Below are 24,410 nucleotides of genomic sequence, written 5' to 3'. Positions count from 1 at the left end.
CCCTCACAGTCCCAGCTCGCGGGCGACGAGCATCAGCTGCACCTCGGTGGTGCCCTCGCCGACCTCGAGGATCTTGGAGTCGCGGTAGTGGCGGGCCACCCGGGACTCGTTGATGAACCCGTAGCCGCCGAAGACCTGGGTGGCGTCCCGGGCGTTGTCCATCGCGGCCTCCCCGGCCACGAGCTTGGCGATCGCGGCCTGCGTCTTGAACGGCCGGCCGGCGAGCATCCGGGACGCGGCGTCGTAGTAGGCCAGGCGGGCGGTGTGCGCGCGGGCCTGCATGCGGGCGATCTTGAAGGAGATCGCCTGGTTCTCCCCGATGGGCCGGCCGAAGGAGGTGCGCTCGCCCGCGTAGCGCACCGACTCCTCGACGCAGCCCTGGGCCGCGCCGGCGGCCAGGGCCGCGATGGCGATGCGGCCCTCGTCGAGGATGGACAGGAAGTTGGCGTAGCCGCGCCCCTCCTCGCCCAGCAGGTGGTCCTCCGGGACCCGCACGTCCTGCAGGGACAGCGGGTGGGTGTCCGAGGCGTTCCAGCCGACCTTGTCGTAGGCCTTCTCGGCGCGGAAGCCGGGGGTGTCCGTGGGGACGATGATCGTGGAGATCTCCTTCTTGACCCGCCCGTCCGGCAGCTGCGTGGTGCCGGTGACCGCGGTGACGTTGACCAGGCGGGTGATGTCCGTGCCGGAGTTGGTGATGAACTCCTTGGCGCCGTCGACCACCCACTGCCCGTCCTGCCGCCTCGCGGTGGTTCGGGTGCCGCCGGCGTCGGAGCCGGCCTCCGGCTCGGTGAGCCCGAAGCCGGCGAGCGCCCGGCCCGTCGCGAGGTCGGGCAGCCACTGCTGCTTCTGCTCCTCGGTGCCGAAGCGGAAGATCGGCATGGCGCCCAGCGACACCCCGGCCTCGAGGGTGATGGCCACGGACTGGTCCACCCGGGCGATCTGCTCCAGCGCCAGGCACAGGGCGAAGTAGTCCCCGCCCATCCCGCCGTACTCCTCGGGGAAGGGCAGGCCGAACAGGCCCAGCTCGCCCATCTGCGCCACGATGTCGTAGGGGAACGCGTGGTCCCGGTCGTAGCGGGCCGAGACGGGGGCGATCACCTCGTCGGCGAACTCCCGGACGGTGTCGGAGAGGTCCTGGTACTCCTCGTCGAGCTCGAAGTTCATGCGCTGTGCTCCTGACTGGTCGGATCGGTGGCCGGCGGGGTCCCGGGCCCGGGCGCCGCCGGGTCGGCACCGGGTGCGGCGGCGGGGGCGTCGGGCACCACGCGGGCGAGCAGCTGGTGCAGCGTGACCTGCTCCCCGGCCCGCACGGACAGCTCGACGGTCCCGGCGGTGGGGGCGGTCAGCCGGTGCTCCATCTTCATGGCCTCGACGACCACCACGGTCTGCCCCTCCGCGACCCGCTCCCCCTCCGCCGCGGGGACCGCGACGACGGTGCCGGGCATGGGCGAGTGCAGCTCGGGCGCGGCGGGCCCCGCCGTGCGCTCCAGGGCCGCCAGCGCCCGCTCGAGCCGCTCCTCGCGGGTCAGCACGTGGAGCTCGACGGCGAACCCGTCCTCGCCCACCCAGACGCTGCCCGCCCCGGCCGCGACGTGGACGACGCGGGCGGCCCCGCCGGCCTCCAGCAGGTGCGCGGCCGTCCGGCCGGGCAGGGGCACCAGGCGCACGCCGTCGTCGACGACGGTGCGGCGGGGCTGCTCCAGCCCGTGGGCGAGGTCCACGGCGGGCCGGGCCCGGCCGGTGGGCCGCCAGCCCTCGGCGCGGGCCCAGGGCCCGGAACCGGGCTCGGGCCCGGACTCAGGCGCGCCGGCCCGGGCCCGCAGGAAGGCGGCCGCGGCGGCGAAGTGGGTCTCGTCCGGGGCGGCGAACTCCAGCTCCGGCAGGCGCCGCTCGATGAGGGTGGTGTCCAGCGCCCCGGCGCGCACGGCGGGATCGGCGAGCAGGGCGCGCAGGTACTCGGTGTTCGTGCCCACCCCCAGCACCACGGTGTCCGCCAGGGCGGAGTCCAGCCGGTCCAGGGCCTGCTCGCGGTCCTCGCCCCAGGCGATCACCTTGGCCAGCAGGGGGTCGTAGTCGGAGCCCACCGTGAGGCCCTGGGCCAGCGAGGAGTCCACGCGGATCCCGGGGCCGGAGGGCTCCTCGAGCGCCAGCACGGTGCCGGCGGTGGGCAGGAAGCCGCGCGCGGGGTCCTCGGCGTAGACCCGCGCCTCCACCGCGTGGCCGGTGAGCACCACGTCCTGCTGGGCCAGCGCGAGCGGCTCCCCCGCGGCGACGCGGAGCTGGTGCGCCACGAGATCCACGCCGGTGACCAGCTCGGTCACCGGGTGCTCGACCTGCAGGCGGGTGTTCATCTCCATGAAGAAGAACTCCTCCGGCCGGTCCGCGGCCACGAGGAACTCCACGGTCCCGGCGCCCGCGTAGCCCACCGAGCGGGCCACCTGGCAGGCGGCCTGCCCGATCCGCTCCCGGGTGGCGGGGTCCAGCAGCGGCGAGGGCGCCTCCTCGATCACCTTCTGGTGCCGGCGCTGCAGCGAGCACTCGCGCTCGCCCAGGTGCACCACGGTCCCGTGCGTGTCGGCGAGGACCTGGACCTCGATGTGCCGGGGGGACTCGATGAGCCGTTCCAGGAACAGGGTGTCGTCCCCGAACGCGGCGGCCGCGACCCGGCGGGCCGTGGCGAGGGCCTCGGGCAGCCGCTCGGGGGCCTCGACCACGTGCATGCCCTTGCCGCCGCCCCCGGCCGAGGGCTTGATCAGCAGCGGGTAGTCCATGCCGGCGGCGGCGGCCACCAGGGCGTCGTCGTCGAGGCCCGGGTCCGAGACCCCGGCCACGGTGGGCACCCCGGCGGCGGCCACGTGCCGCTTGGCGCGGATCTTGTCCCCCATGATCTCCAGGGCCTCGGCGCCGGGGCCGACGAAGGCGATGCCGGCCGCGGCGCACGCGCGGGCCAGGCCGGCGTTCTCGGAGAGGAACCCGTAGCCGGGGTGGACCGCCTGCGCCCCGGTGGCGCGGGCGGCCTCGACCACGGCGTCGATGCGCAGGTAGCTCTGCGCCGGGGCGGCCGGGCCCACGCACACGGCCACGTCGGCCTCGCGCACGTGCACCGCGTCGCGGTCGGCCTCGCTGTAGATCGCGACCGAGCGGATGCCCAGCGCCTTGAGGGTGCGCAGGATCCGGCGGGCGATCTCGCCGCGGTTGGCGACGAGGACGACGTCGAAGCGGCGCGGGGGCGTGCTGGGAGTCACGGGGCTCACATCCTGAAGAGGCCGAAGCCGGGCTCGGGCAGCGGGGCGCGGGAGCAGACCTCGAGGGCCAGCCCGAGCACCTCGCGGGTGTCGGAGGGGGCGATCACGCCGTCGTCCCACAGCCGGGCGGTGGAGTACCAGGGGTTGCCCTGCTCCTCGTACTGCCGGCGGATGGGCGCCATGAACGCCTCGCGCTCCTCCGCGCCCCAGTCCTGCCCGCGGGCGGCCAGCTGATCGGCCTTGACGGTGGCCAGCACCGAGGCGGCCTGGGCGCCGCCCATCACCGAGATCCGCGCCTGTGGCCACAGGAACAGGAACCGCGGGGAGTAGGCGCGCCCGCACATGGAGTAGTTGCCGGCCCCGAAGGACCCGCCGATCACCACGGTCAGCTTCGGGACCCGGGTGGTGGCCACGGCGGTGACCATCTTGGCGCCGTGCTTGGCGATGCCGCCGGCCTCGTAGTCGCGGCCCACCATGAAGCCGGTGATGTTCTGCAGGAACAGCAGCGGGATCCCCCGCTGGTCGCACAGCTCGACGAAGTGGGCGCCCTTCATCGCCGACTCGGCGAAGAGCACCCCGTTGTTGGCCACGACCCCCACCGGGTGGCCGTGCAGGTGGGCGAAGCCGGTGACGAGCGTGGTGCCGTACTCCGCCTTGAACTCGGCGAAGCGGGACCCGTCCACGAGCCGGGCGATCACCTCGTGCACGTCGTAGCCGGCGTTGGGGTCCACCGGGACCGCGCCGGGCAGCTCGTCCTCGGCCACGGCCGGGGGCTCCGCCGGCCGGACCGGCCAGGCGCGGGGGGCGGGCGGGGGCAGGGTCGTGACGATGTCGCGGACGATCTCCAGGGCGTGCTCGTCGTTCTCCGCGAGGTGGTCGACCACCCCCGAGACGGCCGCGTGCAGCTCGCCGCCGCCCAGCTCCTCCGCGGTGACCTCCTCGCCGGTGGCGGCCTTCACCAGCGGCGGACCGCCGAGGAAGATCGTGCCCTGTCCGCGCACGATCACGGTCTCGTCGCTCATCGCCGGCACGTAGGCGCCGCCGGCGGTGCACGAGCCCAGCACCGCGGCGATCTGGGCGACGCCGGCGGCCGAGAGGTTCGCCTGGTTGTAGAAGATCCGCCCGAAGTGCTCGCGGTCCGGGAAGACCTCGTCCTGCATCGGCAGGAACGCCCCGCCGGAGTCCACCAGGTAGACGCAGGGCAGCCGGTTCTCGAGGGCGATCTCCTGGGCGCGCAGGTGCTTCTTGACCGTCATGGGGTAGTACGTGCCGCCCTTGACCGTGGCGTCGTTGCACACGACCATCACCTGCCGGCCGTGCACGAGCCCGATGCCGGCGATCAGCCCGGCCGCGGGGCACTCGTCGTCGTACATCCCCTCGGCCGCCAGGGCGCCGACCTCCAGGAACGGGCTGCCGGGGTCGAGCAGGTGGTCCACCCGCTCGCGCGGCAGCAGCTTGCCGCGGCCCACGTGCCGCGCCCGCGAGGCCGCCGGCCCGCCCTGCGCCACCCGGTCCAGGCGCTGCCCGAGCTCCGCGACGAGCCGGTGCTGGGCGGCCGCGTTGGCGCCGAAGTCCGGGCTGCCCGGATCCACCTGGCTGCTCAGCGCGCGCATCCGTTCCTCCGTCCCGATCCGGCCCCGGGTCCGGGATGCCATTTCGGTTAGTCTCGACTAACTTGGTCGTCAGGTTAGTGGCGACTCACTAAAATGTCCAGGAACGCCCCGCCCCGTCGCCGGAAGAAGGACCGCATGCCGCAGACCGACCGCAGACCGAGCCCGCCGCCCACCACGGTGCGCGGGCAGGCGAAGGCCCGGCGCCGGCAGGACCTGCTCGCCGCCTCCGCCACGCTCTTCGCCGAGCGGGGCTTCGCCGGGGTCTCGATCGACGACATCGGCGCGGCCGCGGGCGTCAGCGGCCCCGCGGTCTACCGGCACTTCGCGAGCAAGCAGGCCGTCCTGGGCGCGGTGCTGCTCGAGGTCAGCCACGACCTGCTCGAGCGCGGCCGCGAGGTGGCCCGGCACGCCCCGGACCCGCAGCGGCGGCTGCGGGACCTGATCCGCTTCCAGGTCGACTTCGCCCTGCACCGCCCCGCCGTGATCGTGGTGCAGGACCGGGAGCTGCCCAACCTCACGGCCGAGGACCGCCGCACGGTGCGCGTGCTCCAGCGCGGCTACGTGACCCTGTGGGTCGAGGCCCTGCGCGAGTTCGCCCCCGCGCGCGAGGTCGCCGACCTCACCCTGCGCGCCCAGGCCGCCTTCGGGCTGATCAACTCCACCCCGCACTCCCTGCGGGCCGCGCAGCGGCTGCGCACCCCGCAGGAGGCGGAGCGGCTCGACGCCGCCCGGGCCGCCCTCGAGGAGATGGCCTGGGCCGCGCTGCGCACCGCGTTCCACCCGGACCCCACCGGCGACCCAGGCCCCACCGGCGACCCGGATCCCACCAGCACAGGAGGCACCCCGTGACCCCCACCCCGGCCGTCCAGCCCTTCTTCGAGGAGGAGCACGAGGAGTTCCGCGACGTCGCCCGCGAGTTCGTGGCGCGCGAGGTCGCCCCCCACTACGCGCAGTGGGACGCCGAGCACCTGATGCCGCGCAGCATGTGGCGCGCCGCCGGCGAGGCGGGCCTGCTCGGCCTCGCCGTGCCGGAGGAGCACGGCGGCATGGGCCTGACCGACTACCGGTTCCGCGCCGTGCTCGACGAGGAGCTGGTCCGCGGCGGAGCCCTCGGCGTGGCCCTGGCGCTGCACCTCGGCGACGACTGGGTGCTGCCCCACCTGCTGGCCCACGGCACCGCGGAGCAGCAGCAGCGGTGGCTGCCGCGGATCCTCACCGGAGAGCTGGTCACCTCGGTGGCCTGGACCGAGCCGGGCGCCGGGTCCGACCTGCGCGGGGTGCGCACGAGGGCCGTGCGCGACGGCGAGGACTGGGTGCTCAACGGCCAGAAGACCTTCATCGGCAACGGGATCAGCGGGGACGCCGCCCTGGTGCTGGCCCGCACGGACGGACGCGCCGAGCGCGCCGGGGAGGACAGCTTCAGCCTCTTCCTGGTGCACAAGGCGGACTCCCCCGGCTACGCGGTCGGCAAGCAGCTGGACAAGATGGGCGTGCGGGCCTCGGACACCGCCGAGCTGTTCTTCGAGGACGTCCGCGTCCCCGGTGCGAACCTGGTCGGCGCCGAGGGCGGTGGGCTGCGGCAGATCCAGCAGCTGCTGCCCCAGGGGCGGCTGGCGGTCGCCGTGGCCGCGAGCGCCGTGGCGCGCGCGACGCTGGAGTCCACCCTGGACTACACCCGGGAGCGCACGGCCTTCGGCTCCCGGGTGCTGGACTTCCAGCACTCCCGGTTCGAGGTCGCGGAGCTGACGGTCGAGGTGGAGGTCACCGAGGCCTACGTCCAGCGGGCCGTGCACGCCTTCAACGCCGGGACGCTCGACGTCGTCGGGGCCTCCAAGGCCAAGTACTGGGCGAGCGAGCGGGCCAAGGCCGTCACGGACCGGTGCCTGCAGCTGCACGGCGGCTACGGCTACATCCTCGACTACCCGGTGGCCCAGGCCTACCTCGCCTCCCGGCTGCTGACGATCTTCGGGGGCACGAGCGAGATCCTGCGGGAGACGATCGGGCGGGACGCGGCCTCCACCGGGTGACGTCCGCGGCCGACCGTCCCGGTGGCCGCGGACGGCAGCGACGACGCCGACCGCGCCCACCGACGTCCGGCCGCAGTCGGCGTCCTCTCGTCGGCGGCCCGCCGCAGGGACTCCCCCTCGGCGCCGACGCCCGCTGCGGAGGGGCCCGGCCTGTCGAAGATCGCGGACCGCAGCACCGCCCGCGCCCGGGGCGGGAACAACGCCGTAAAACGCTTCCGCATTGCGTATATAGGTGATATATCTGTTGACGACAACGACGCAGCAGCTTCACGGGCCCCAGGAGCCATGAACCCAGGGCGGACCGTGGCGATCCAGGACCGGATCCGGCGGCCGTGCTCCGGCGGCAGCTCTCCTGATCCGCAGCGACGCCGATCGGATCGGCGCCGATCAGCAGATCGCCCCACCCATCGACAACGCCGACGCCACACCTCACGCGCCGGGTCCGGCCGATCGTGGCCCCTGCCCGCCTCGGGCCCCGCAGGATCCAGCACCCAGCTCCCGCAACGACACGACCGACCTCCGACCCAGCGCAGCCTAGGTGTTGTGGGGCATGAGGTTCTTGCCACGGGTGTGCCGGTGAGATGAGGAACGGGCTCCTCGCCACAGGATGGAAGTTCCTACACCGTCCGTCCGCAGCAAGAGAGCCCGTTCATGCCCCACGTTAACGCACCCCTGACCCCGACCGGCCGGCTGCGCATGGTCCTGCGCCACCTCGACGACGGGATCCCCAAGGCCCACGTGGCCACCGAGTTCCGCGTCAGCCGACCCACGGTGGCCACGTGGGTGGCCCGCTACCTCGAATCCGGCGAAGCTGGGTTGGCCGACCGGCCCTCGACTCCCCGGCGCAGCCCTCAGCGCACCCCGGCGGCCGTCGTGGAGCTCATCGAGTCCCTCCGGCGAGACCGGAAATGGTCCGCCCGACGCATCCACCGCCACCTGCTCGGTCTCGGCCATGAAATGCACCTGCGCACGGTCGGTCGCTGGCTGGCCCGCCTGGGCATCTCCCGGCTGCGCGACCTCACCCCGGCGGGGGACGACCTGCGACGCCCACCCCAGCGGATCCGTGCCGCCTGGCCCGGGCACATGGTCCACCTGGATGTGAAGAAGGTCGGGCGGATCCCCGACGGCGGCGGCTGGCGCGCCCACGGCCGCGGCAGTACGGCGGCGAAGGCGGCCAAGCGCGGACCCGGGGCGAAGGTCGGCTACACCTACCTGCACTCGGCCGTGGACGGCTTCTCGAGGCTGGCCTACACCGAGGCTCTGGCCGATGAGAAGGCGGTGACGACGATCGGATTCTTCTGCCGAGCCCGGGCGTTCTTCGCCGCCCACGGCATCACCCGGCTGCACCGGGTGGTCACCGACAACGGCGCCAACTACAAGGCCCGCGACTTCACCCGCACCGTGGAGGCCCTCGCCGGCCGGCACCAGCGCATCCGCCCCTACACGCCCCGGCACAACGGGAAGGTCGAACGGTTCAACCGGCTGCTGGCCGACGAGGTGCTCTACGTCCGCCCCTACGCCAGCGAGCAGGCCCGCCGGGACGCCATCGCGGTCTGGGTGAATCACTTCAATTACCATCGGCCCCACACCGCCTGCGGCGATCAGCCCCCGGCCTCACGCACCCCGGCCCGAGTCAATAACGTCACGCCCTCTTACACCTAGGAGCACGATTCCGATGACCCATGTTCTTCCGTTCACCGAGATCGACCTGTCCGACCTCCCGGAGGTGGGGGGCAAGAACGCCTCCCTGGGCGAGCTGATCCGCAGTCTGAGCAGCGCCGGGGTGGAGGTGCCCGGCGGCTTCGCCACCACGGCCACGGCCTTCCGGGAGTTCCTGGCGGCTTCCGGGCTGGAGACGCGGATCGCCGAGGTCCTGGAGGGCCTCGACGCCGGCGACGTGAGCGCCCTGGCCGCCGCCGGCGGCCGGATCCGTGCGCTGATCCGGTCCGCGCCGCTGCCGTCCGCCCTGGAGGAGGCGATCCGCACCGCGTACGAGCAGCTGTCCGCCGCCCAGCCCGACGGGGTGGAGGTGTCCTGGGCGGTGCGCTCCAGCGCCACGGCGGAGGACCTGCCGGACGCTTCCTTCGCCGGCCAGCAGGAGACGTACTTGAACGTGCGGGGGGTGGAGAACGTCCTGGCCGCGGTCAAGGACGTCTTCGCGTCCCTGTACAACGACCGGGCGATCGCCTACCGGGTCCACCACGGCTTCACCCACGCCGAGGTGGCGCTGTCGGTGGGGGTGCAGAAGATGGTGCGTTCCGACGTGGGCGCCTCGGGGGTGATGTTCACCATGGACACCGAGTCCGGCTTCACCGACGCGGTGTTCATCACCTCCTCCTACGGGCTGGGCGAGGCCGTGGTGCAGGGGGCGGTGAACCCGGACGAGTTCTACGTCCACAAGCCGGCCCTGGCCGCCGGCCGCCCGGCCGTGCTCAAGCGCGGGCTGGGGGAGAAGGCCCTGCAGATGACCTACACGGCCTCCCGGGAGCTGGGGGCCACGGTGGGCTTCGTGCCCGTGCCGGCGAAGCTGCGGGCCCGCTTCAGCCTCACCGACGCGCAGGTCGAGCAGCTGGCCCGCTACGCGGTGGCCATCGAGGCCCACTACGGCCGCCCGATGGACATCGAGTGGGGCCTGGACGGGACCGACGGGCGCCTCTACATCCTCCAGGCCCGCCCGGAGACCGTCGTCTCCCGCCGGGCGGCCGGTGCGGTCTCCCGCTACCGGCTCGAGGGCCACGGCACGGTGCTGGCCCAGGGCCGGGCGATCGGCCAGCGCATCGGCGCCGGACAGGTCCGCGTCCTGGGCTCCCACCAGGAGATGGCCTCCTTCCAGGCCGGGGACGTGCTGGTGGCCTCGATGACGGACCCGGACTGGGAGCCGATCATGAAGAAGGCCGCCGCGATCGTCACCGACCGCGGCGGCCGCACCTGCCACGCGGCGATCATCGCCCGGGAGCTGGGCATCCCCGCCGTGGTCGGGGCCGGGGACGCCACCGCGGTGCTGGCCGACGGGGACCCGGTGACGGTCTCCTGCGCCGAGGGCGAGGCCGGCCTGGTCTATGCGGGCCTGCTGGACTACACCGTGGAGGAGACCTCCCTGGAGGCGATGCCGGCCGCGCCGCTGAAGATCATGATGAACGTCGGCACCCCCGAGCAGGCCTTCGCCTTCGCTCAGCTGCCGAACCACGGAGTGGGACTGGCCCGGCTGGAGTTCATCATCAACCGCCAGATCGGCATCCACCCGCTGGCGCTGCTGGCCCTGGAGCGCGACGAGGCGAGCCTGCCGGCCGAGGTGGCGGGACAGATCCGGGAGCGGATCGCCGCCTACGACGGGCCGCGGGAGTACTACGTGCAGCGCCTGGCCGAGGGCATCGCCACGATCGCGGCGGCCTTCGCCCCCGAACCGGTGATCATCCGGCTGTCGGACTTCAAGTCCAACGAGTACGCCAACCTGCTCGGCGGCCCGATCTTCGAGCCGGACGAGGAGAACCCCATGATCGGGTTCCGCGGCGCCTCCCGCTACCTCTCCCCGGCCTTCCGGGCGGCCTTCGAGCTCGAGTGCGCAGCGGTGCGGCACGCGCGCACCGCCATGGGCCTGACCAACATCAAGCTCATGGTCCCGTTCGTGCGCACCGTGGCCGAGGCCCGGGGCGTGGTGGAGCTGCTGGCCGCCAACGGGCTGGCGCGCGGGGAGGACGGCCTGGAGATCGTCATGATGTGCGAGCTGCCCGCCAACGCGCTGCTGGCCGAGGCGTTCCTGGAGCACTTCGACGGGTTCTCCATCGGCTCCAACGACCTCACCCAGCTCACCCTGGGCCTGGACCGCGACTCCGCCCTGGTCGCCTCCTCCTTCGACGAGCGCGACCCGGCGGTCAAGAAGCTGCTGGGCCTGGCCATCTCCGCCTGCCGGGCGCAGGGCAAGTACGTCGGGATCTGCGGACAGGGCCCCAGCGACCACCCCGACCTGGCCGTCTGGCTGCTGGAGCAGGGCATCGACTCGGTCTCCCTGAACCCCGACGCCGTCGTGGACACCTGGCTGTCCCTGGCCCGCACCGCACCCCAGCCCAGCACCTGAGACGTCCCGTCCCGGCGCCCCGCGCGCCGGGACGGGACCGCGGTGCGCACGACGAGAGACAGGTACGCAAGCGCATGACCGACACCTGCCCCGTGGCGTTCTTCGTCTCGGACAGCACCGGCATCACCGCCGAGACCCTGGGCAGCACCCTGATCACGCAGTTCCCGGACCAGCCCTTCGAGCGCCACACCGTGCCGTTCGTCGTCACCGTGGAGCGTGCCCGGCAGGTGGCGGCCCGCATCGACGCCGTGGCCGCCACCGGGCGGGTGCCGGTGGTGTTCTCCACCGTCGTCGACCCGGACATCCGTGGCGTCCTCGCCGGCAGCCGCGGCTTCTTCGTGGACCTGTTCGGCACCCACATCCCCCAGCTCGAGACCGCGCTGCACGCCACGGCCAGCCTGCAGCCGGGCAGAGCCCACGGCCTGGGCGACGCCATCCACTACCAGAGGCGGATGTCGGCGGTGGAGTACGCCATGGAGCACGACGACGGCCAGTCCATCCGGGCCCTCGAGCGGGCGGACCTGATCCTCATCGCCCCGTCGCGCTGCGGCAAGACCCCCACCAGCATGTACCTGGCCCTGCAGCACGGCATCCGCGCCGCCAACTTCCCCCTGGTGGACGAGGACTTCGAGCAGCACTCCCTGCCCGCACCCGTTGCGCCCTACGCCGGCAAGTGCTTCGGGCTCACCTCCTCCCCGATGCGGTTGAGCCAGGTCCGCCAGGAACGACGACCCGCAACGGTCTACGCCTCCCTCGCGCAGTGCTCGTACGAGCTGCGCAACGCCGAGGAGATGTACGTCCTGAACGGCATCCCGCACGTCAGCTCCGCCTCCATGTCCGTCGAGGAGATCTCGGCCATGATCCTGCAGCAGATGCAGTTCGACGAGACCGGCCACGAGGAGAGCCGCCGTCACCGGTGACGCCGAGGCCGTCGCGCCTTCCGCGGGGCGGGCTGTCCGGACGCGGGCGGACCGGGCGCGGCGGCGGGCGCACCCGGAGGGGGCACGCCGACGCCGTCCCTTGACAGGAGGGGTCCTCTCGCGGAGACTTTCCCCACCCATGACGTTGCGTAATGCGCTACGTGTTGCAGAGGGTGAGCAGGTCGGAGCTTCCGGCCGATGCTCCTCGGCCACCGATGGCAGTGGCCGCCACCCAGGCAGAGAGGAAGACGCGATGCGCCGAGTCGACCGCGCGGTGTCCCCGGACAGGAGTCGGAGGTGGCGCAGGCAGACAGCCCCCGCGCCGGTTCCCGTGGCCGGCCGGCCCCAGGAGGCAGCACGATGAGCGCCGGCTGCGTGTCCGGGCAGCTTCCGGTGCCGGGCGCGGGCCGCGAGGAGCAGGGACCGGCCGCCACCCCTCCGGGCGGTGCGGCCGACTCCGCCGGGCGGACCCGGGTCGAGCGCCTGGTGACCTCCGGGACCTTCTCCCTGGACGGAGGCACGTGGCAGGTGGAGAACAACGTGTGGATCGTCGGCGACGACGAGCAGTGCGTCGTCATCGACCCCGCCCACGACGCCGACGCCGTGACCGCGGCCGTGGGGGCCCGTGACACCCGCGCCGTCCTCCTGACCCACGGCCACGACGACCACATCCGCTCCGTGCTCGAGGTGGCCGAGGCCCTCCGCGCGCCCGTGCACCTGCATCCGGCGGACGCGATGCTCTGGGAACAGGTCCACCCGGGCACCGGCTTCGACACCGAGATCGCCGACGGCGACTGCATCACGGTGGCCGGCACACGCCTGGTGGCCCTCCACACCCCCGGGCACTCCCCCGGCTCGGTGTGCTTCTCCGCCCCGGAGCTCGGGGGACACGGAGTGCTGTTCTCCGGCGACACCCTGTTCCGGGGCGGACCCGGAGCCACCGGACGGTCCTACTCCGACTTCGGCACCATCATCGAGTCCATCCGCACCCGGCTGCTCACCCTCCCGCCGGCCACCGAGGTCCTCACCGGCCACGGGGACCCCACCACGATCGGCGCCGAGGCCCCCCACCTGCAGGAGTGGATCGACCGCGGCCACTGACGCCCCGGGGCCGGCGCGACCCGCGGCGGCCCCCGGGGCGCACATCACCACGTCACCCGCCCCTCACCCCCACACCCCGAGAGGTCGGCCGCACGCCGCCACGGCGGCTGCGTCCGGCCTCACGACGAAGGAGAATCGTGTCCCACCATCCGATCCGAGTGGCCGTGGCCGGTGTCGGCAACTGCGCCTCGTCCCTGATCCAGGGCGTGCACTTCTACGCCGACGCCGACCCGGGCGAGACCGTGCCCGGGCTGATGCACGTGGTCTTCGGCGACTACCACGTCTCCGACGTGCAGTTCGTGGCCGCCTTCGACGTCGACGCCGCCAAGGTCGGGGTCGATCTGTGCGAGGCGATCACCGCCGGGCAGAACAACACCATGGTCTTCGCCCCGGTCCCGCACACCGGGGTGACCGTCCAGCGCGGGCCGACCCTGGACGGGCTGGGGGCCTACTACCGGGAGATGGTCCAGGAGTCGGACGCCGAGCCGGTGGACGTCGCGCAGGCGCTGCGGGAGGCGCAGGTGGACGTGCTGGTGTCCTATCTGCCGGTGGGCTCCGAGGCCGCCGACCGGTTCTACGCCCAGGCCGCCCTGGACGCGGGGGTGGCCTTCGTCAACGCCCTGCCGGTGTTCATCGCCTCCACCGAGGAGTGGGCGGAGAAGTTCACGGCCGCGGGGGTGCCGATCGTGGGGGACGACATCAAGTCCCAGATCGGGGCGACGATCACCCACCGGGTGCTGGCCAAGCTCTTCGAGGACCGCGGCTACGTGCTGGACCGGACCTATCAGCTCAACGTGGGCGGGAACATGGACTTCATGAACATGCTCGAGCGCACCCGGCTGGAGTCCAAGAAGATCTCCAAGACCCAGGCGGTGACCTCCAACGTGGTGCGGGAGTTCGGCACCCAGGACGTGCACATCGGCCCCTCCGACCACGTGCCGTGGCTGGATGACCGCAAGTTCGCCTTCGTGCGGCTGGAGGGCCACGGCTTCGGCAACGCCCCGATCTCCTTGGAGTACAAGCTGGAGGTGTGGGACTCCCCGAACTCGGCCGGGGTGATCATCGACGCGATCCGGGCGGCGAAGATCGGCCTGGACCGCGGGATCGGCGGGCCGCTGACCTCGGCGGCGGCGTACTTCATGAAGTTCCCGCCCGAGCAGCAGGCCGACGACACCGCCCGGGCGAACCTGGAGGCCTTCATCCGCGGCGACCTCGAACGCTGAGCACCCCTCCCGGGCCCGCGGATCACCTCACGGAGCACCTCGCGGAGCACCGCCGCACCGGTGACATGAGGTCCTCCTCGAGCTCCGTCGGCGTGCACCCGCTCATGCCGTCGACGCCGCCTTCCTGGGCCAGTGTGCTTCGCGCCCTCGACGCCGGAAGGAGCCGGGGAACGGGCAGACGTCCTGCCCTGTGCAACGTGGGTCACAGTGCGCAACATTGTCCGGCGGGTCCGCCGTGCTGTCGGGAATCGCGGCCTCCCCGGGACGCGCGCAGGAAAAGTCGACCGGAATGCTTGACAGGCCAATGTGGGACGCATCACGCTGAACCTCACAATATGAAGCACGTTGCGCAGTACGCGGCAACGAGCCGAGAGGTCCACCCGCCCGGCGCCGCACTGCTGTTCCCGCACCCACTGATCTGAAAGGGGTCCTTCATGGAGTCCCTCGTCATTGTCGGAGCCTCGCTGGCCGGTCTGTCGGCCGCGCGGGCGGCTCGCAGCCTCGGGTTCGGCGGGCGTGTGGTGATCATCGGTGATGAGCTGCAGCGTCCCTACGACCGTCCGCCGCTGTCCAAGGACTTCCTGGCCGGGCGGATCGAGGTTGCGGATCTGACCCTGGAGACCGACACGGAGGCCCTGGACGCGGAGTGGATTCTCGGGACCCGGGCGGTCTCCTTCGATCCGTCCACCCGCACGGTCCACCTGGCCGACGGCACCACCGTGCACGCCCCCGCCCTGGTGATCGCCACCGGCGCCTCCCCCCGGACCCTGCCCCAGATCGCCGACGCGACCAACGTGGTGAGCCTGCGCACCATCGCCGATGCGCAGAAGCTGCGCGAGCTGGTGCGCGCGGGTGGCCGGATGGTGGTGATCGGGGCCGGGTTCATCGGCGCCGAGGTCGCCTCCACCGCCCACGCGCTGGGCATGGAGGTCACCGTGCTGGAGAAGTCCCCCACCCCGCTGTGCGGGCCGCTGGGGGCCCAGCTGGGCGCGGTCGTCGCCGGGCTGCACGAGGCCGCCGGGGTCGAGCTGATCTGCGGGGCCGACATCGCCGACTTCACCCGCACCGACAGATCCGTCAGCGCGGTGCACCTGGCCGACGGGCGGGTGCTGCCCGCCGATGTCGTGGTCGTGGGCATCGGGGCGATCCCCAACACCGGGTGGCTGGAAGGCTCCGGGATCGAGCTGGGCAACGGTGTGGTCTGCGACGCGGTCGGGGGCACCAGCCTCCCGGGGGTCGTCGCGGTCGGTGACTGCGCCGCCTGGTGGGAGCCGGTCACCGGGCGCCACCAGCGGGTGGAGCACTGGACGGGGGCCGCCCAGCGCCCGGGCGTGGCCGTGTCCGCGTTGCTGGGCGCCGACCCGGCGACCCTGCCGGCGGTGAAGCCTCCCTACTTCTGGTCCGACCAGTACGGCACCCGCCTGCAGTTCGCCGGCGACGCCTCCCGCGCCGATCGGGTGGCCTACGAGCACGGCGGCCCCGGCGAGGACTCCCTGCTGGCCGTCTACTACGCCGGGGAGGAACCGGTCGCGGTGCTGGGCTGGAACCAGATCAAGCTCTTCGGCCGCTGGCGCAAGACCCTGGAGAAGATCTCCGCTGCCGCCCGCACCCCTGCCCCGCCGCACGAGGCTGCCCAGTCCGTGGCCGCCGCTGTCGCCGCCGCGTCCCCGGCCGCCGCCGCCGCCACCGCCACCGCCGCCTCCCCGACCGCGGCGGTCGCCGCGGCCGGGGCATGAAACCGTTCCACCCGCCCCACCCGTTCCGCAGTACGTCGTAAGGAGTACGAATTGTCGACCAATGTTGTCTCGGAGTCCCTGATCTCCACCCTGCCCGGATCCAGCTACGTGGACGAGGCCGTCTTCCGCGCCGAGCAGGAACGGATCTTCGAGCAGATGTGGTTCTGCGCCGTGCGCGCGGCCGACCTCGACAAGCCCGGAGCCTTCCGCACCGTGCAGATCGGCCGGGAATCGATCATCATCACCCGCAACCGCAAGCACGGCATCCGCGCCTTCTACAACATCTGCCGCCACCGCGGCGTGAAACTGTGCATGGAGGACACCGGACAGGCCAACCGCTCCTTCCAGTGCCCCTACCACGCCTGGACCTACGACCTCGACGGCAAGCTCATCGCCGCCCCCAACCTCACCAAGATGCCCGACATCGACCGCCAGGAATACGGGCTGGTCACCATCCCGGTGCGCGAGTACCTCGGCTACGTCTGGGTCTGCCTGGCCGAGAACCCCCCCTCCTTCGAGGACGACGTGATGGGCGACATCGAAGAACGCCTCGGCGACACCCAGGCCATCGAGGGCTACGACATCGCCAACCTCGCCCTGGGCCGGCGGATCACCTACGACGTGAAGGCCAACTGGAAGCTCATCATCGAGAACTTCATGGAGTGCTACCACTGCGCCACCATCCACCCCGAACTCACCGAGGTCCTCCCCGAGTTCGCCGACGGCCTCGCCGCCCAGTACTTCGTCGGCCACGGCGCCGAGTTCGGCGAGAACGTCGCCGGCTTCACCGTCGACGGCTCCGAAGGCCTCGACAAGCTCCCCGGCGTCGACGAGGACCACGACCGCCGCTACTACGCGATCACCATCAAACCCACCGTGTTCGTCAACCTCGTCCCCGACCACGTGATCATCCACCGCATGTTCCCGATGGCCGCCGACCACACCATCGTCGAGTGCGACTGGCTCTACCTGCCCTCGGTCGTGGAATCCGGCAAGGACGTCTCCGCCTCCGTGGAACTGTTCCACCGCGTCAACCAGCAGGACTTCGACGCCTGCGAACGCTGCCAACCCGCCATGGCCTCCAAGATCTACGCCACCGGCGGCGTCCTCGTCCCCTCCGAACACCACATCGGCGCCTTCCACGACTGGATCACCGAAAAAGTCGGCGACACCCTCCCGACCCAGTCCGCGCTGCAGAGCCAAGGGGGAGTCCGTTGAGCCACGACGACCACCACATCGATCCTTCGTCCGCCACCGGGGCCACGACCCCGCCAGGGGAGCCGCCCGCGATGCCGCCGGTGGACGACACGACGATGCTGCACGAGGCGGAGGCCGAGGAGACGAAGATCCTCGGGGAGCTCCGAGAGGGCGTGATCGAACGGCGAGGGTCCTTCCCCGCGGCCCTGCACGGGCTGAAGGGCTTGGACAAGGGCATCATGGTCGTGACCGGCGCCCTGGTCGTCGCCTTCGTGATCTGGGGCTTCGTCGGCACCGAGAACCTGTCCGCCGTCTCGACGACGGCCCTGGGCTGGGTGCTGGAGAACACCGGGTGGATCTTCGTGCTGCTGTCCTCCCTGTTCGTGGTCTACGTCCTGTGGCTTGCCCTGGGCCGCTTCGGCACCATCCCGCTGGGCAAGGACGGGGAGCGGCCCGAGTTCAGGACCGCCTCGTGGATCTCGATGATGTTCGCCTGCGGCATGGGGATCGGCCTGATGTTCTACGGAGTGGCCGAGCCCCTGTTCCACTACATCTCCCCACCCCCGTCCACGGTGGACGCCAGCACCGCCGAAGCCATCGAGACCGCGATGGCCACGTCCCTGTTCCACTGGACCCTGCACCCGTGGGCCATGTACGCGGTGCTGGGCATCGCCATCGCCTACAGCACGTTCCGGCTGGGCCGCAAGAACCTGCTCTCGGAGGCGTTCGTGTCGCTCTTCGGGCGCCGTGCGGTCGACGGGATCGGGGGGAAGGTCATCAACATCCTCGCCATCTTCGCCACCCTCTTCGGCTCCGCCGCCTCGCTGGGGCTCGGCGCCCTGCAGATCGGCAGCGGCCTGCAGTTCAACGGGGTCGTGGGACAGGTCGCCACCCCGATGCTGGTGCTGATCATCGCGGTGCTCACGTTCTGCTTCGTGGCCTCGGCGGTGTCCGGGATCGAGCGCGGCATCCAGTTCCTGGCCAACACGAACATGGTGCTGGCCGTGCTCCTGGCCGTGGTGATCTTCGTGGTGGGTCCGACCCTGTTCATCCTCAACCTCATCCCCTCGGCGATCGGCTCCTACTTCCAGCAGCTGCCGGAGATGGCGGCCCGCACCGAGGCGGTCGGCGACGAGTCGATGCGGGCGTGGCTGTCCAGCTGGACGGTCTTCTACTGGGCGTGGTGGATCTCCTGGACCCCGTTCGTGGGCATGTTCATCGCCCGCATCAGCCGCGGCCGCACCATCCGCCAGTTCGTCACCGGGGTGCTGCTCGTACCCTCCCTGGTGTCCCTGCTGTGGTTCGCCGTGTTCGGCGGCACCGCCATCCACATCCAGCAGACCGCGGAGGCCACCCCCGACACCGGGGACGGGATCGCGACCCTCGTGGACGGCGTTCCCACCATCTCCTTCGACGGGGCCATCTACGACATGTTCAACGGCCTCGGCGCCCCGCAGTTCCTCACCGTCGGGCTGGCCGTGCTGGCGATGGTCCTGACCGCGATCTTCTTCGTCACCGGCGCCGACTCCGCGTCCATCGTGATGGGCTCGCTCAGCTCCCGCGGCAGCCTGGAGCCGTCCAAGCCCGTCGTGATCTTCTGGGGCGTGCTGATGGGCGGGGTCGCGGCCGTGATGCTGCTGGCCGGCGGGAACACGCCTGCCGAGGCGCTGGGCGGACTGCAGCGGATGACCATCGTGGCCGCCCTGCCGTTCGTGCTGGTGATGTTCCTGCTCTGCATCGCCCTGACCCGCGATCTGGCCGCCGACCCGATGTGGCTGCGCCAGCGCCTGTCGGACTCCGTCATGCGGCGCACCGTGCGGACGGCCGTGGACCGGTACGGGCACCAGAAGTTCACCCTGGCCACCCAGGAGAGCACGGATCCGCCCACGGCCCAGTTCCGGGCCGTGGACGCCACCGCCGCCGGTCAGCCGATCTACGCCCCCCAGAACGGGCAGAACGGGCACACCAGCCGGGGCCGGAAGAAGGAGAGCAACCCGTCCTGACCATGTGCCGGCCCGGGGCACCAGACCGGCCCGGCAGCTCCTCGCACGACTCCGGCCGCCGAGACCGCTCGGCGGCCGGAGTCGCGCCCGGAGCGTGACATCTGCTATTGGCTACCATGGAGTCATGTCCTCCTCCGATCCCAGACCTCTGATCGCGTCCGATGCCTCGAAGGAGCAGACCACCACCGACGGGGTGACCCCGGGCGGTGTCCAGTCCGTCGACCGCGCCATCACGGTGCTCGAGGTCCTCGCCCGCACCGGCGGCTCCACGGTGACCGAGGTGGCCGCGGAGCTGGGCGTGCACAAGTCCACGGCGTCCCGGCTGCTCGGTGCGCTGGAGGCCCGGGGCCTGGTGCACCACCCCAGCGACGGCAGCCGGTACGAGCTCGGCTTCGGCATCCTGCGGCTGGCCCACGCGATTCCCGGCCGTCTGAGCGTGGTCGCCGAGGCACGCGACGAGATCCGCCGCCTCGCGAGAACCCACTCCGAGACGGTCAACCTGGCGGTGCTGCGCGAGGGCCAGGCCGTCAACGTGGACCAGGAGATGGGCCCCTCCTCGATCGCGACCCACGACTGGATCGGCAGCCTGACCCCGTTGCACGCCACAGCCAGCGGGAAGGTCCTGCTGGCCGGCCTGTCGTCCGACGAGCGAGCCCGTGTCCTCCGCACCCGGGGGCTGCCGGCCCTCACCGCCCGCACGATCACGTCGCGGAAGCAGCTGGAGCGGCAGCTGATCGATGTGGCCGCGCAGGGCTACGCCACCGTGTGCGAGGAGTTCGAGATCGGGCTGAACTCCGTCGCCGTGCCCGTGCGCGACCATCTGGGCACGGTCATCGCCTCGATCAGCGTCTCGGGTCCGGCGTTCCGGTTCACCGAGGAGAAGATGACCGACCTCGTCGAGGAGCTCAGGGAGGCCGGCGAGCGGGTCAGCGGGCGCATGGGCTACGTGCCCGTCGACAAGCCCGAGTAGGAGGGCCCGCGCCGTCGTCGTCAGGACGCCGGGGCGGGACCGCTCACCGGGTAGTCGAGCACCACGGCCCCGCCCGTGGCGTAGTGGGGCACGTCCGCGCCGACGGCGGCGCCCTCCGGCGAGGCCAGGGCCGCGCGCATGGCCTCGGCGTCCTCGAAGTCGGCCTCGAACACCGCGAAGTACGGTGAGCGGCCGCCGGCGGCGTCGACCTCCACGCTGTAGCGCCAGTCCAGCAGCCCGGGCAGCTGCTGGACCAGGGGCAGGTGGGTGGACTCGTAGTAGCTCACGAACGCCGCCCGGTCCTCGGGCTCGGGGTAGAGAACGATCATCTTGTGCACGGGAGGGCCTCTCGGGTCACGGGTGGCTGCGGTGCCACCGCCTGACCAGTGACCCTAGGCCATCCCGGGCCACGAGGTGTCGGTGCACGCCGGTCGCGGACCGGGTGCACGGGCCGATCCGGCCCGCAGGTCTCGCCCCGGCCCCGTCCATCGGTCCCGCGCTCCGGCGGCGCCCCCGGGCTCAGGCGCGGAACGAGGCGATCATCGCCTGGACCTGCCGGTGCTCCTCCGTCGCGGCGTACGCCTCGGCCGCCGCAACGGTGGGGAAGTCGTGGACGGAGCTGAAGATGACCGTGCGGTACGTGATGCCGTTGGGCGCGACCACCCCGGTCTCGACCAGCCCCAGGCCGTACAGGACGTGCGGGAGCATGGTGGTGGGCGGTGGGACGTCGGCGTCGGTCAGCGAGGTCGTCAGCCGCACGTGGTCCTGCCAGCCGTTGATCTCGCGCAGCCGGGGTGAGCCGGTCAGGTCCATGGCCACGGAGCGCACCACGAACGGCCCGCTGCTGGACAGCGGCACGGTGCCCGGGACGTCGCCGAGGTGGACCACAGCCGGCTGGGTGCAGTCGGGCCCGCACTCGGCGCCCCAGGCGACGAGGACCGACAGCTGGCCGACCGGGGTCCCGTCCGGTCCGAGCACCGTCACCGTGCCGCCGACGTCCGAGAACTGCCCGTCCACCGTCCAGGTCGCGGGCAGCTCGAAGGCGAACGCCGCGTCGGCGGCCGTGCCCGCGTACGTCACCAGCTCCCCCGGAGCGGCCGGTCCACCCGTGGGGCTGCCGGCCGTGGGGGTCTCGACCGGGGTCGCCGAGGCCGTCGGGCCTCCGGTGGGCGCCTCCGTCCCCGGGTCGGCCGGGGACCCTGACGCCGCGGGACTCTCCGCCGGGCCGGTCGTGGGGCCCTCCGAGGCGGGGCCCGGACCCGCCGGGGACTCTGCCGCGGTGGCCGTCACGCCGGCGGCCGGACCCGCGCCCTCCCCCGCCGGCTCCTCCCCCGCGGGGGCCCCGCAGGAGGCCAGGAGCAGGAGGGCCGCCGCGGCGCTCAGCGCCCGGGCCGGTCGTGGCGTTCTCGAGGACATCTGCCGAACCCCCGTTCGTGGAGCGCGTGCACCGCGGACGGTCTCGCCCGGCACGGCTCCGAGGACCGCAATCTACGCAGGCCCGGACACCGACGGCAACGGCTCGGCGGATGTCGTCGCCACATCGTTGTCGAATGCACATCCGGCACGGGCGCGACGACGACAAGGCCGGGCCCTGGGCGGTGTCGGGGCGGATCGGTACGCTCGGGGTCACGGCCCCGGCCCGGGCCCCTCGAGAGGGCAGGAGAACGACCATGGACCTGAACGGCGCACGGATCCTCGTGGTGGGCGCGACCGGCGTCCTGGGACAGCGGCTGTGCGAGCGGCTGAGCGAGCACACCGGCAATCTCGTGGTGACGGGCCGCTCCGCCGCCGACGCGGAGCAGCTGCGTGCCCGGCTCGGGGCACGCGCCGCCCACGCCCTGGACCTCGTGGACCACGACGCGGCCGCCGCGGTGGTGCGCACGGCGGCGGAGGAGCTCGGCGGGCTCGACGCCGTGGTGATCGCCACGGGCGTCGCCGCGTTCGGCCCGGCCGCCGAGGAGGACGAGGCGGTCGTGGAGGAGCTCTTCGAGGTCAACGCCCTCGGCCCGATGGCCGTGGTCCGCGCCGCGCTGCCGCACCTCGTGGACGGCGGCGCGGTGGCGGTCCTCACCGGCGTGGTCGCGGAGCTGCCGCTGGCCGGGATGGGCGCCTACGCCGCGAGCAAGGCCGCCATGGCCTCGTGGCTGGGCTCCCTGCGGCGGGAGCTGCGGTCCCGCCGGATCGCCGTGGTGGACGCCCGCCTGCCCCACATGGACACCGGCCTCGTGGACCGGGCGCTGGCCGGGCTCCCGCCCGCGCTGCCCCCCGGGCACAACATCGACGACGTCATCGCAGCCCTGGAGCGCGGTCTCGAGCGCGGGGCGCGCGAGGTCCGGATCGACTGACCCCCCCTCGTCACCCCGCCCCCTCATCACCCAGTCGTCCGCCACCCCCACCACCCACTCCGCACTCGGCCGTCGACGCCCCACCACCCCACCGCCGAGTCCCCCATGTGGCCGCCCAATCCCCCATCCCACGTCAATTCCCCCGGAACAATCAGGGGGAACCGACGCGGGACGGGGGACTCGGCGCATTGAGACCACGGGACTGGGGGACTCGGCGCATGCAGACCACAGGACCGGGAGGCTCGGCGGCTTCAGGTCACAGCACCAGGCGCGGCCAGTCCTTGGTGTCCCGCAGGAGCTGCCGGTCGTGGGTGGTCAGCACCACCGCGGCGGCCGTCGCGGCGAGCGCCGCGGTGAGCTCGTCCACCAGGGCCATCGAGAGGTGGTTCGTGGGCTCGTCCAGCAGCAGCAGGTGGGGCCGGGCGGCGAGCACTCGGGCGAGGTCCAGGCGCCGCCGCTGCCCGGCGGAGAGCTCGGCCGCCGGGCGCTGCCGGTCCCGGGCGTCGAGCAGCCCGAGCTCGGACAGCGGCAGCACCTCGGACTCGGCCAGCCGGCCGGCGAGCACGAGCCGGACGAGCTCCTGCTCGTACACCTCCTGCGCGGGCCGGGGGTCGGGCCGCGGGCCCTCCTGGTCGAGCAGGCCGATGCGCAGCCCGGGGGCGGCCGTGCGGGAGCCGGCGTCGGGCACCAGGTCACCGGCGAGGACCTGCAGCAGGGTGGACTTGCCGGCGCCGTTGGGGCCCCGGACCACCAGCCGGTCCCCGGAGCCCAGCCCCACGTCCACGGGCCGGGGCAGCCGCCCCGCCACCGTGACGCCCTGGGCCCGCACCAGCTCGGCGCCGGGCAGGGCCGGCAGCGCGGGCACGGACAGCGCCAGGGGCGGCTCCGGGACGTCCACGCGGTGCCGGTCGAGGTCCTCCTGCCGGCGGTGCACCGAGCGCACCAGCCCGGGGGCCCGGGTGGCGCGGGTGTGCTTGCCCGTGCCCTTCTCCGGTCGCCACCCGTCGACCAGCCGGGACCGGGCGCGGGCGAGGTCGGCGCCGAGCCGGGCGTGCTCGGCCAGCTGCTCCTGGTGGTCGCGCAGCCACCGCGAGCGCTCGGCGGTCCGCCCGGCCCGCCAGCCGGCCAGCCCGCCGCCGTACCAGCGCGGGCGGCCGTCCCGGCTGGGGTCGAGGTCCAGGACGGTGTCCACCACCTGGCCCAGCAGCTTGCGGCCGTGGCTGACCAGGACCACGCCGCCGCGGAACTCCCGCAGCGCCGCGCCCAGGTGCGCCAGTCCCGCGGCGTCGAGGTGGTTGGTGGGCTCGTCGAGCAGCAGGAGGTCGTGGACGGTGCCCAGCAGGCAGGCCAGGCGCACGCGGTAGCGCTGGCCCACGGAGAGGGTGGCGAGCACCCGGGAGCGGTCGGTCACCGCCCCCAGGGCCTGGAGGGCGAGGTCCACCCGCCGGTCGGCGTCCCAGGCGTCGAGGGCCTGGGCGTCCGCCAGGGCCCGGGCGTAGGCCTGGTCGGCGCCGGGGGCCCCGGCGGCCAGGGCGCGGGCGGCGTCCTGCACCTGGGCCACCGCGGCGTGCTCGGCGGCGAGCTCGAGGTCGAGGAGGTCGCCCACGGTGGCCTCGACGGGCACGGGCAGCTCCTGGTCCACCACCGCCAGCGTCCCGGTGCGGCGCACCGTGCCGGCGTCCGGGGCGAGGGCGCCGGAGAGCACGCCGAGCAGCGAGGTCTTGCCGCGGCCGTTCTCCCCCACCACCCCCAGCCGGGTGGTGGGGGTGACGGTGAGGTCGAGCCCGTCGAGCACGACCCGGGGGCCGCGGCGCAGGCGGACGCCCGTGGCGACCAGCTGGGCCTGCTCGCCCGCGGGCAGGGGAGGACGGTGGACGGGGGTGGCGGACATGCTTCCTCCGGGTGGCGGAGCCGCGCGGCCGGACGGGCCGGGCTCCTCAGGACGGGGACGGGTG

General features: G+C 73.0%; 18 protein-coding genes. 12 read left to right on the top strand and 6 right to left on the bottom strand.

Features of this window, described 5'->3' with window-relative positions:
* Positions 1-3: 3 nt before the first annotated feature.
* The 3 genes from AYX06_RS12220 to AYX06_RS12210 are packed head-to-tail and all read right to left on the bottom strand — an operon-like array spanning position 4 to position 4,858.
* Positions 4-1,164 carry an acyl-CoA dehydrogenase family protein gene (locus AYX06_RS12220; protein WP_062736001.1) on the bottom strand — a complete coding sequence of 387 codons (1,161 nt, stop codon included), beginning with the start codon at positions 1,162-1,164 and terminating at the stop codon, positions 4-6.
* The gene (locus AYX06_RS12215; RefSeq protein WP_062736000.1) at positions 1,161-3,254 is read right to left on the bottom strand and encodes an acetyl/propionyl/methylcrotonyl-CoA carboxylase subunit alpha; all 2,094 of its coding nucleotides are present in this window, start codon (positions 3,252-3,254) and stop codon (positions 1,161-1,163) included. The genes AYX06_RS12220 and AYX06_RS12215 overlap by 4 nt, the downstream gene beginning before the upstream one ends.
* Entirely contained in the window at positions 3,251-4,858 is a 1,608-nt protein-coding gene (locus AYX06_RS12210; RefSeq protein WP_062735999.1) for a carboxyl transferase domain-containing protein, read from the bottom strand. Before AYX06_RS12210 ends, AYX06_RS12215 begins: the two co-directional genes overlap by 4 nt.
* Before the next feature lie 135 nt (positions 4,859-4,993).
* On the opposite strand from AYX06_RS12210, the gene AYX06_RS12205 reads away from it, so the two are divergent.
* The 11 genes from AYX06_RS12205 to AYX06_RS12155 all read left to right on the top strand — a co-directional run bounded on the left by AYX06_RS12205 (position 4,994) and on the right by AYX06_RS12155 (position 20,110).
* A complete protein-coding gene (locus AYX06_RS12205; RefSeq protein WP_062735998.1) occupies positions 4,994-5,707 on the top strand; it encodes a TetR/AcrR family transcriptional regulator in 714 nt (237 codons plus the stop codon).
* Positions 5,704-6,885, top strand: a complete 1,182-nt coding sequence (locus AYX06_RS12200) for an acyl-CoA dehydrogenase family protein (protein WP_062735997.1) — start codon at positions 5,704-5,706, stop codon at positions 6,883-6,885. Before AYX06_RS12205 ends, AYX06_RS12200 begins: the two co-directional genes overlap by 4 nt.
* A 651-nt stretch (positions 6,886-7,536) precedes the next feature.
* Positions 7,537-8,547, top strand: a complete 1,011-nt coding sequence (locus AYX06_RS12195; RefSeq protein ID WP_062735996.1) for an IS481 family transposase — start codon at positions 7,537-7,539, stop codon at positions 8,545-8,547.
* Between the two features lie 13 nt (positions 8,548-8,560).
* Positions 8,561-10,960 (top strand): phosphoenolpyruvate synthase, encoded by a 2,400-nt coding sequence (ppsA, locus tag AYX06_RS12190; protein WP_062735995.1) that lies wholly within the window; start codon positions 8,561-8,563, stop codon positions 10,958-10,960.
* A 74-nt stretch (positions 10,961-11,034) separates the two neighbouring features.
* Positions 11,035-11,880: a pyruvate, water dikinase regulatory protein gene (locus AYX06_RS12185; protein WP_062735994.1), complete on the top strand. Its 846-nt coding sequence runs from the start codon at positions 11,035-11,037 to the stop codon at positions 11,878-11,880.
* Between the two features lie 360 nt (positions 11,881-12,240).
* Positions 12,241-12,981 carry an MBL fold metallo-hydrolase gene (locus AYX06_RS12180; protein ID WP_084271609.1) on the top strand — a complete coding sequence of 247 codons (741 nt, stop codon included), beginning with the start codon at positions 12,241-12,243 and terminating at the stop codon, positions 12,979-12,981.
* A 137-nt stretch (positions 12,982-13,118) separates the two neighbouring features.
* A complete protein-coding gene (locus AYX06_RS12175) occupies positions 13,119-14,204 on the top strand; it encodes an inositol-3-phosphate synthase (RefSeq protein ID WP_062735993.1) in 1,086 nt (361 codons plus the stop codon).
* Positions 14,205-14,638: 434 nt separating this feature from the next.
* Positions 14,639-15,940, top strand: a complete 1,302-nt coding sequence (locus tag AYX06_RS12170) for an NAD(P)/FAD-dependent oxidoreductase (RefSeq protein ID WP_084271608.1) — start codon at positions 14,639-14,641, stop codon at positions 15,938-15,940.
* Between the two features lie 51 nt (positions 15,941-15,991).
* On the top strand, positions 15,992-17,158 hold the full coding sequence (locus AYX06_RS12165) for an aromatic ring-hydroxylating oxygenase subunit alpha (RefSeq protein WP_062735992.1): 1,167 nt from the start codon (positions 15,992-15,994) through the stop codon (positions 17,156-17,158).
* A 71-nt stretch (positions 17,159-17,229) separates the two neighbouring features.
* A complete protein-coding gene (locus tag AYX06_RS12160) occupies positions 17,230-19,140 on the top strand; it encodes a BCCT family transporter (protein WP_371860071.1) in 1,911 nt (636 codons plus the stop codon).
* A 124-nt stretch (positions 19,141-19,264) separates the two neighbouring features.
* A complete protein-coding gene (locus AYX06_RS12155; RefSeq protein ID WP_084271607.1) occupies positions 19,265-20,110 on the top strand; it encodes an IclR family transcriptional regulator in 846 nt (281 codons plus the stop codon).
* A 20-nt stretch (positions 20,111-20,130) separates the two neighbouring features.
* Here AYX06_RS12155 and AYX06_RS12150 read toward each other — a convergent pair whose 3' ends face one another.
* Positions 20,131-20,439 carry an EthD family reductase gene (locus AYX06_RS12150; protein WP_232319303.1) on the bottom strand — a complete coding sequence of 103 codons (309 nt, stop codon included), beginning with the start codon at positions 20,437-20,439 and terminating at the stop codon, positions 20,131-20,133.
* Positions 20,440-20,629: 190 nt separating this feature from the next.
* Complete coding sequence (locus tag AYX06_RS19840; RefSeq protein WP_147017637.1) at positions 20,630-21,190, bottom strand: hypothetical protein; 561 nt, start codon at positions 21,188-21,190, stop codon at positions 20,630-20,632.
* A gap of 590 nt (positions 21,191-21,780) precedes the next feature.
* Between AYX06_RS19840 and AYX06_RS12140 the strand changes: the two genes are divergently transcribed.
* Positions 21,781-22,455, top strand: a complete 675-nt coding sequence (locus tag AYX06_RS12140) for an SDR family NAD(P)-dependent oxidoreductase (RefSeq protein WP_062735988.1) — start codon at positions 21,781-21,783, stop codon at positions 22,453-22,455.
* Between the two features lie 256 nt (positions 22,456-22,711).
* On the opposite strand, the gene AYX06_RS12135 is transcribed toward AYX06_RS12140, so the two are convergent.
* Complete coding sequence (locus AYX06_RS12135; protein ID WP_062735987.1) at positions 22,712-24,346, bottom strand: ATP-binding cassette domain-containing protein; 1,635 nt, start codon at positions 24,344-24,346, stop codon at positions 22,712-22,714.
* Positions 24,347-24,410: the final 64 nt, after the last annotated feature.

Origin of the sequence: Kocuria turfanensis (assembly GCF_001580365.1) — a bacterium.
Classification (GTDB): Bacteria; Actinomycetota; Actinomycetes; order Actinomycetales; family Micrococcaceae; genus Kocuria; species Kocuria turfanensis.
The sequence above is the reverse complement of the archived record's forward strand: the minus strand, read 5'-3'. Positions and strand labels throughout refer to the sequence as shown.

Excerpts from the sequence above, each read along its gene's own strand:
- ppsA (WP_062735995.1), top strand. The coding sequence starts at position 8,561 with ATGACCCATGTTCTTCCGTTCACCGAGATCGACCTGTCCGACCTCCCG.
- AYX06_RS12140 (WP_062735988.1), top strand. The coding sequence starts at position 21,781 with ATGGACCTGAACGGCGCACGGATCCTCGTGGTGGGCGCGACCGGCGTC.
- AYX06_RS12170 (WP_084271608.1), top strand. The coding sequence starts at position 14,639 with ATGGAGTCCCTCGTCATTGTCGGAGCCTCGCTGGCCGGTCTGTCGGCC.
- AYX06_RS12220 (WP_062736001.1), bottom strand. The coding sequence starts at position 1,164 with ATGAACTTCGAGCTCGACGAGGAGTACCAGGACCTCTCCGACACCGTC.
- AYX06_RS12150 (WP_232319303.1), bottom strand. The coding sequence starts at position 20,439 with ATGATCGTTCTCTACCCCGAGCCCGAGGACCGGGCGGCGTTCGTGAGC.
- AYX06_RS12180 (WP_084271609.1), top strand. The coding sequence starts at position 12,241 with ATGAGCGCCGGCTGCGTGTCCGGGCAGCTTCCGGTGCCGGGCGCGGGC.
- AYX06_RS12210 (WP_062735999.1), bottom strand. The coding sequence starts at position 4,858 with ATGCGCGCGCTGAGCAGCCAGGTGGATCCGGGCAGCCCGGACTTCGGC.
- AYX06_RS12185 (WP_062735994.1), top strand. The coding sequence starts at position 11,035 with ATGACCGACACCTGCCCCGTGGCGTTCTTCGTCTCGGACAGCACCGGC.
- AYX06_RS12205 (WP_062735998.1), top strand. The coding sequence starts at position 4,994 with ATGCCGCAGACCGACCGCAGACCGAGCCCGCCGCCCACCACGGTGCGC.
- AYX06_RS12195 (WP_062735996.1), top strand. The coding sequence starts at position 7,537 with ATGCCCCACGTTAACGCACCCCTGACCCCGACCGGCCGGCTGCGCATG.
- AYX06_RS12160 (WP_371860071.1), top strand. The coding sequence starts at position 17,230 with ATGCCGCCGGTGGACGACACGACGATGCTGCACGAGGCGGAGGCCGAG.
- AYX06_RS12155 (WP_084271607.1), top strand. The coding sequence starts at position 19,265 with ATGTCCTCCTCCGATCCCAGACCTCTGATCGCGTCCGATGCCTCGAAG.
- AYX06_RS12135 (WP_062735987.1), bottom strand. The coding sequence starts at position 24,346 with ATGTCCGCCACCCCCGTCCACCGTCCTCCCCTGCCCGCGGGCGAGCAG.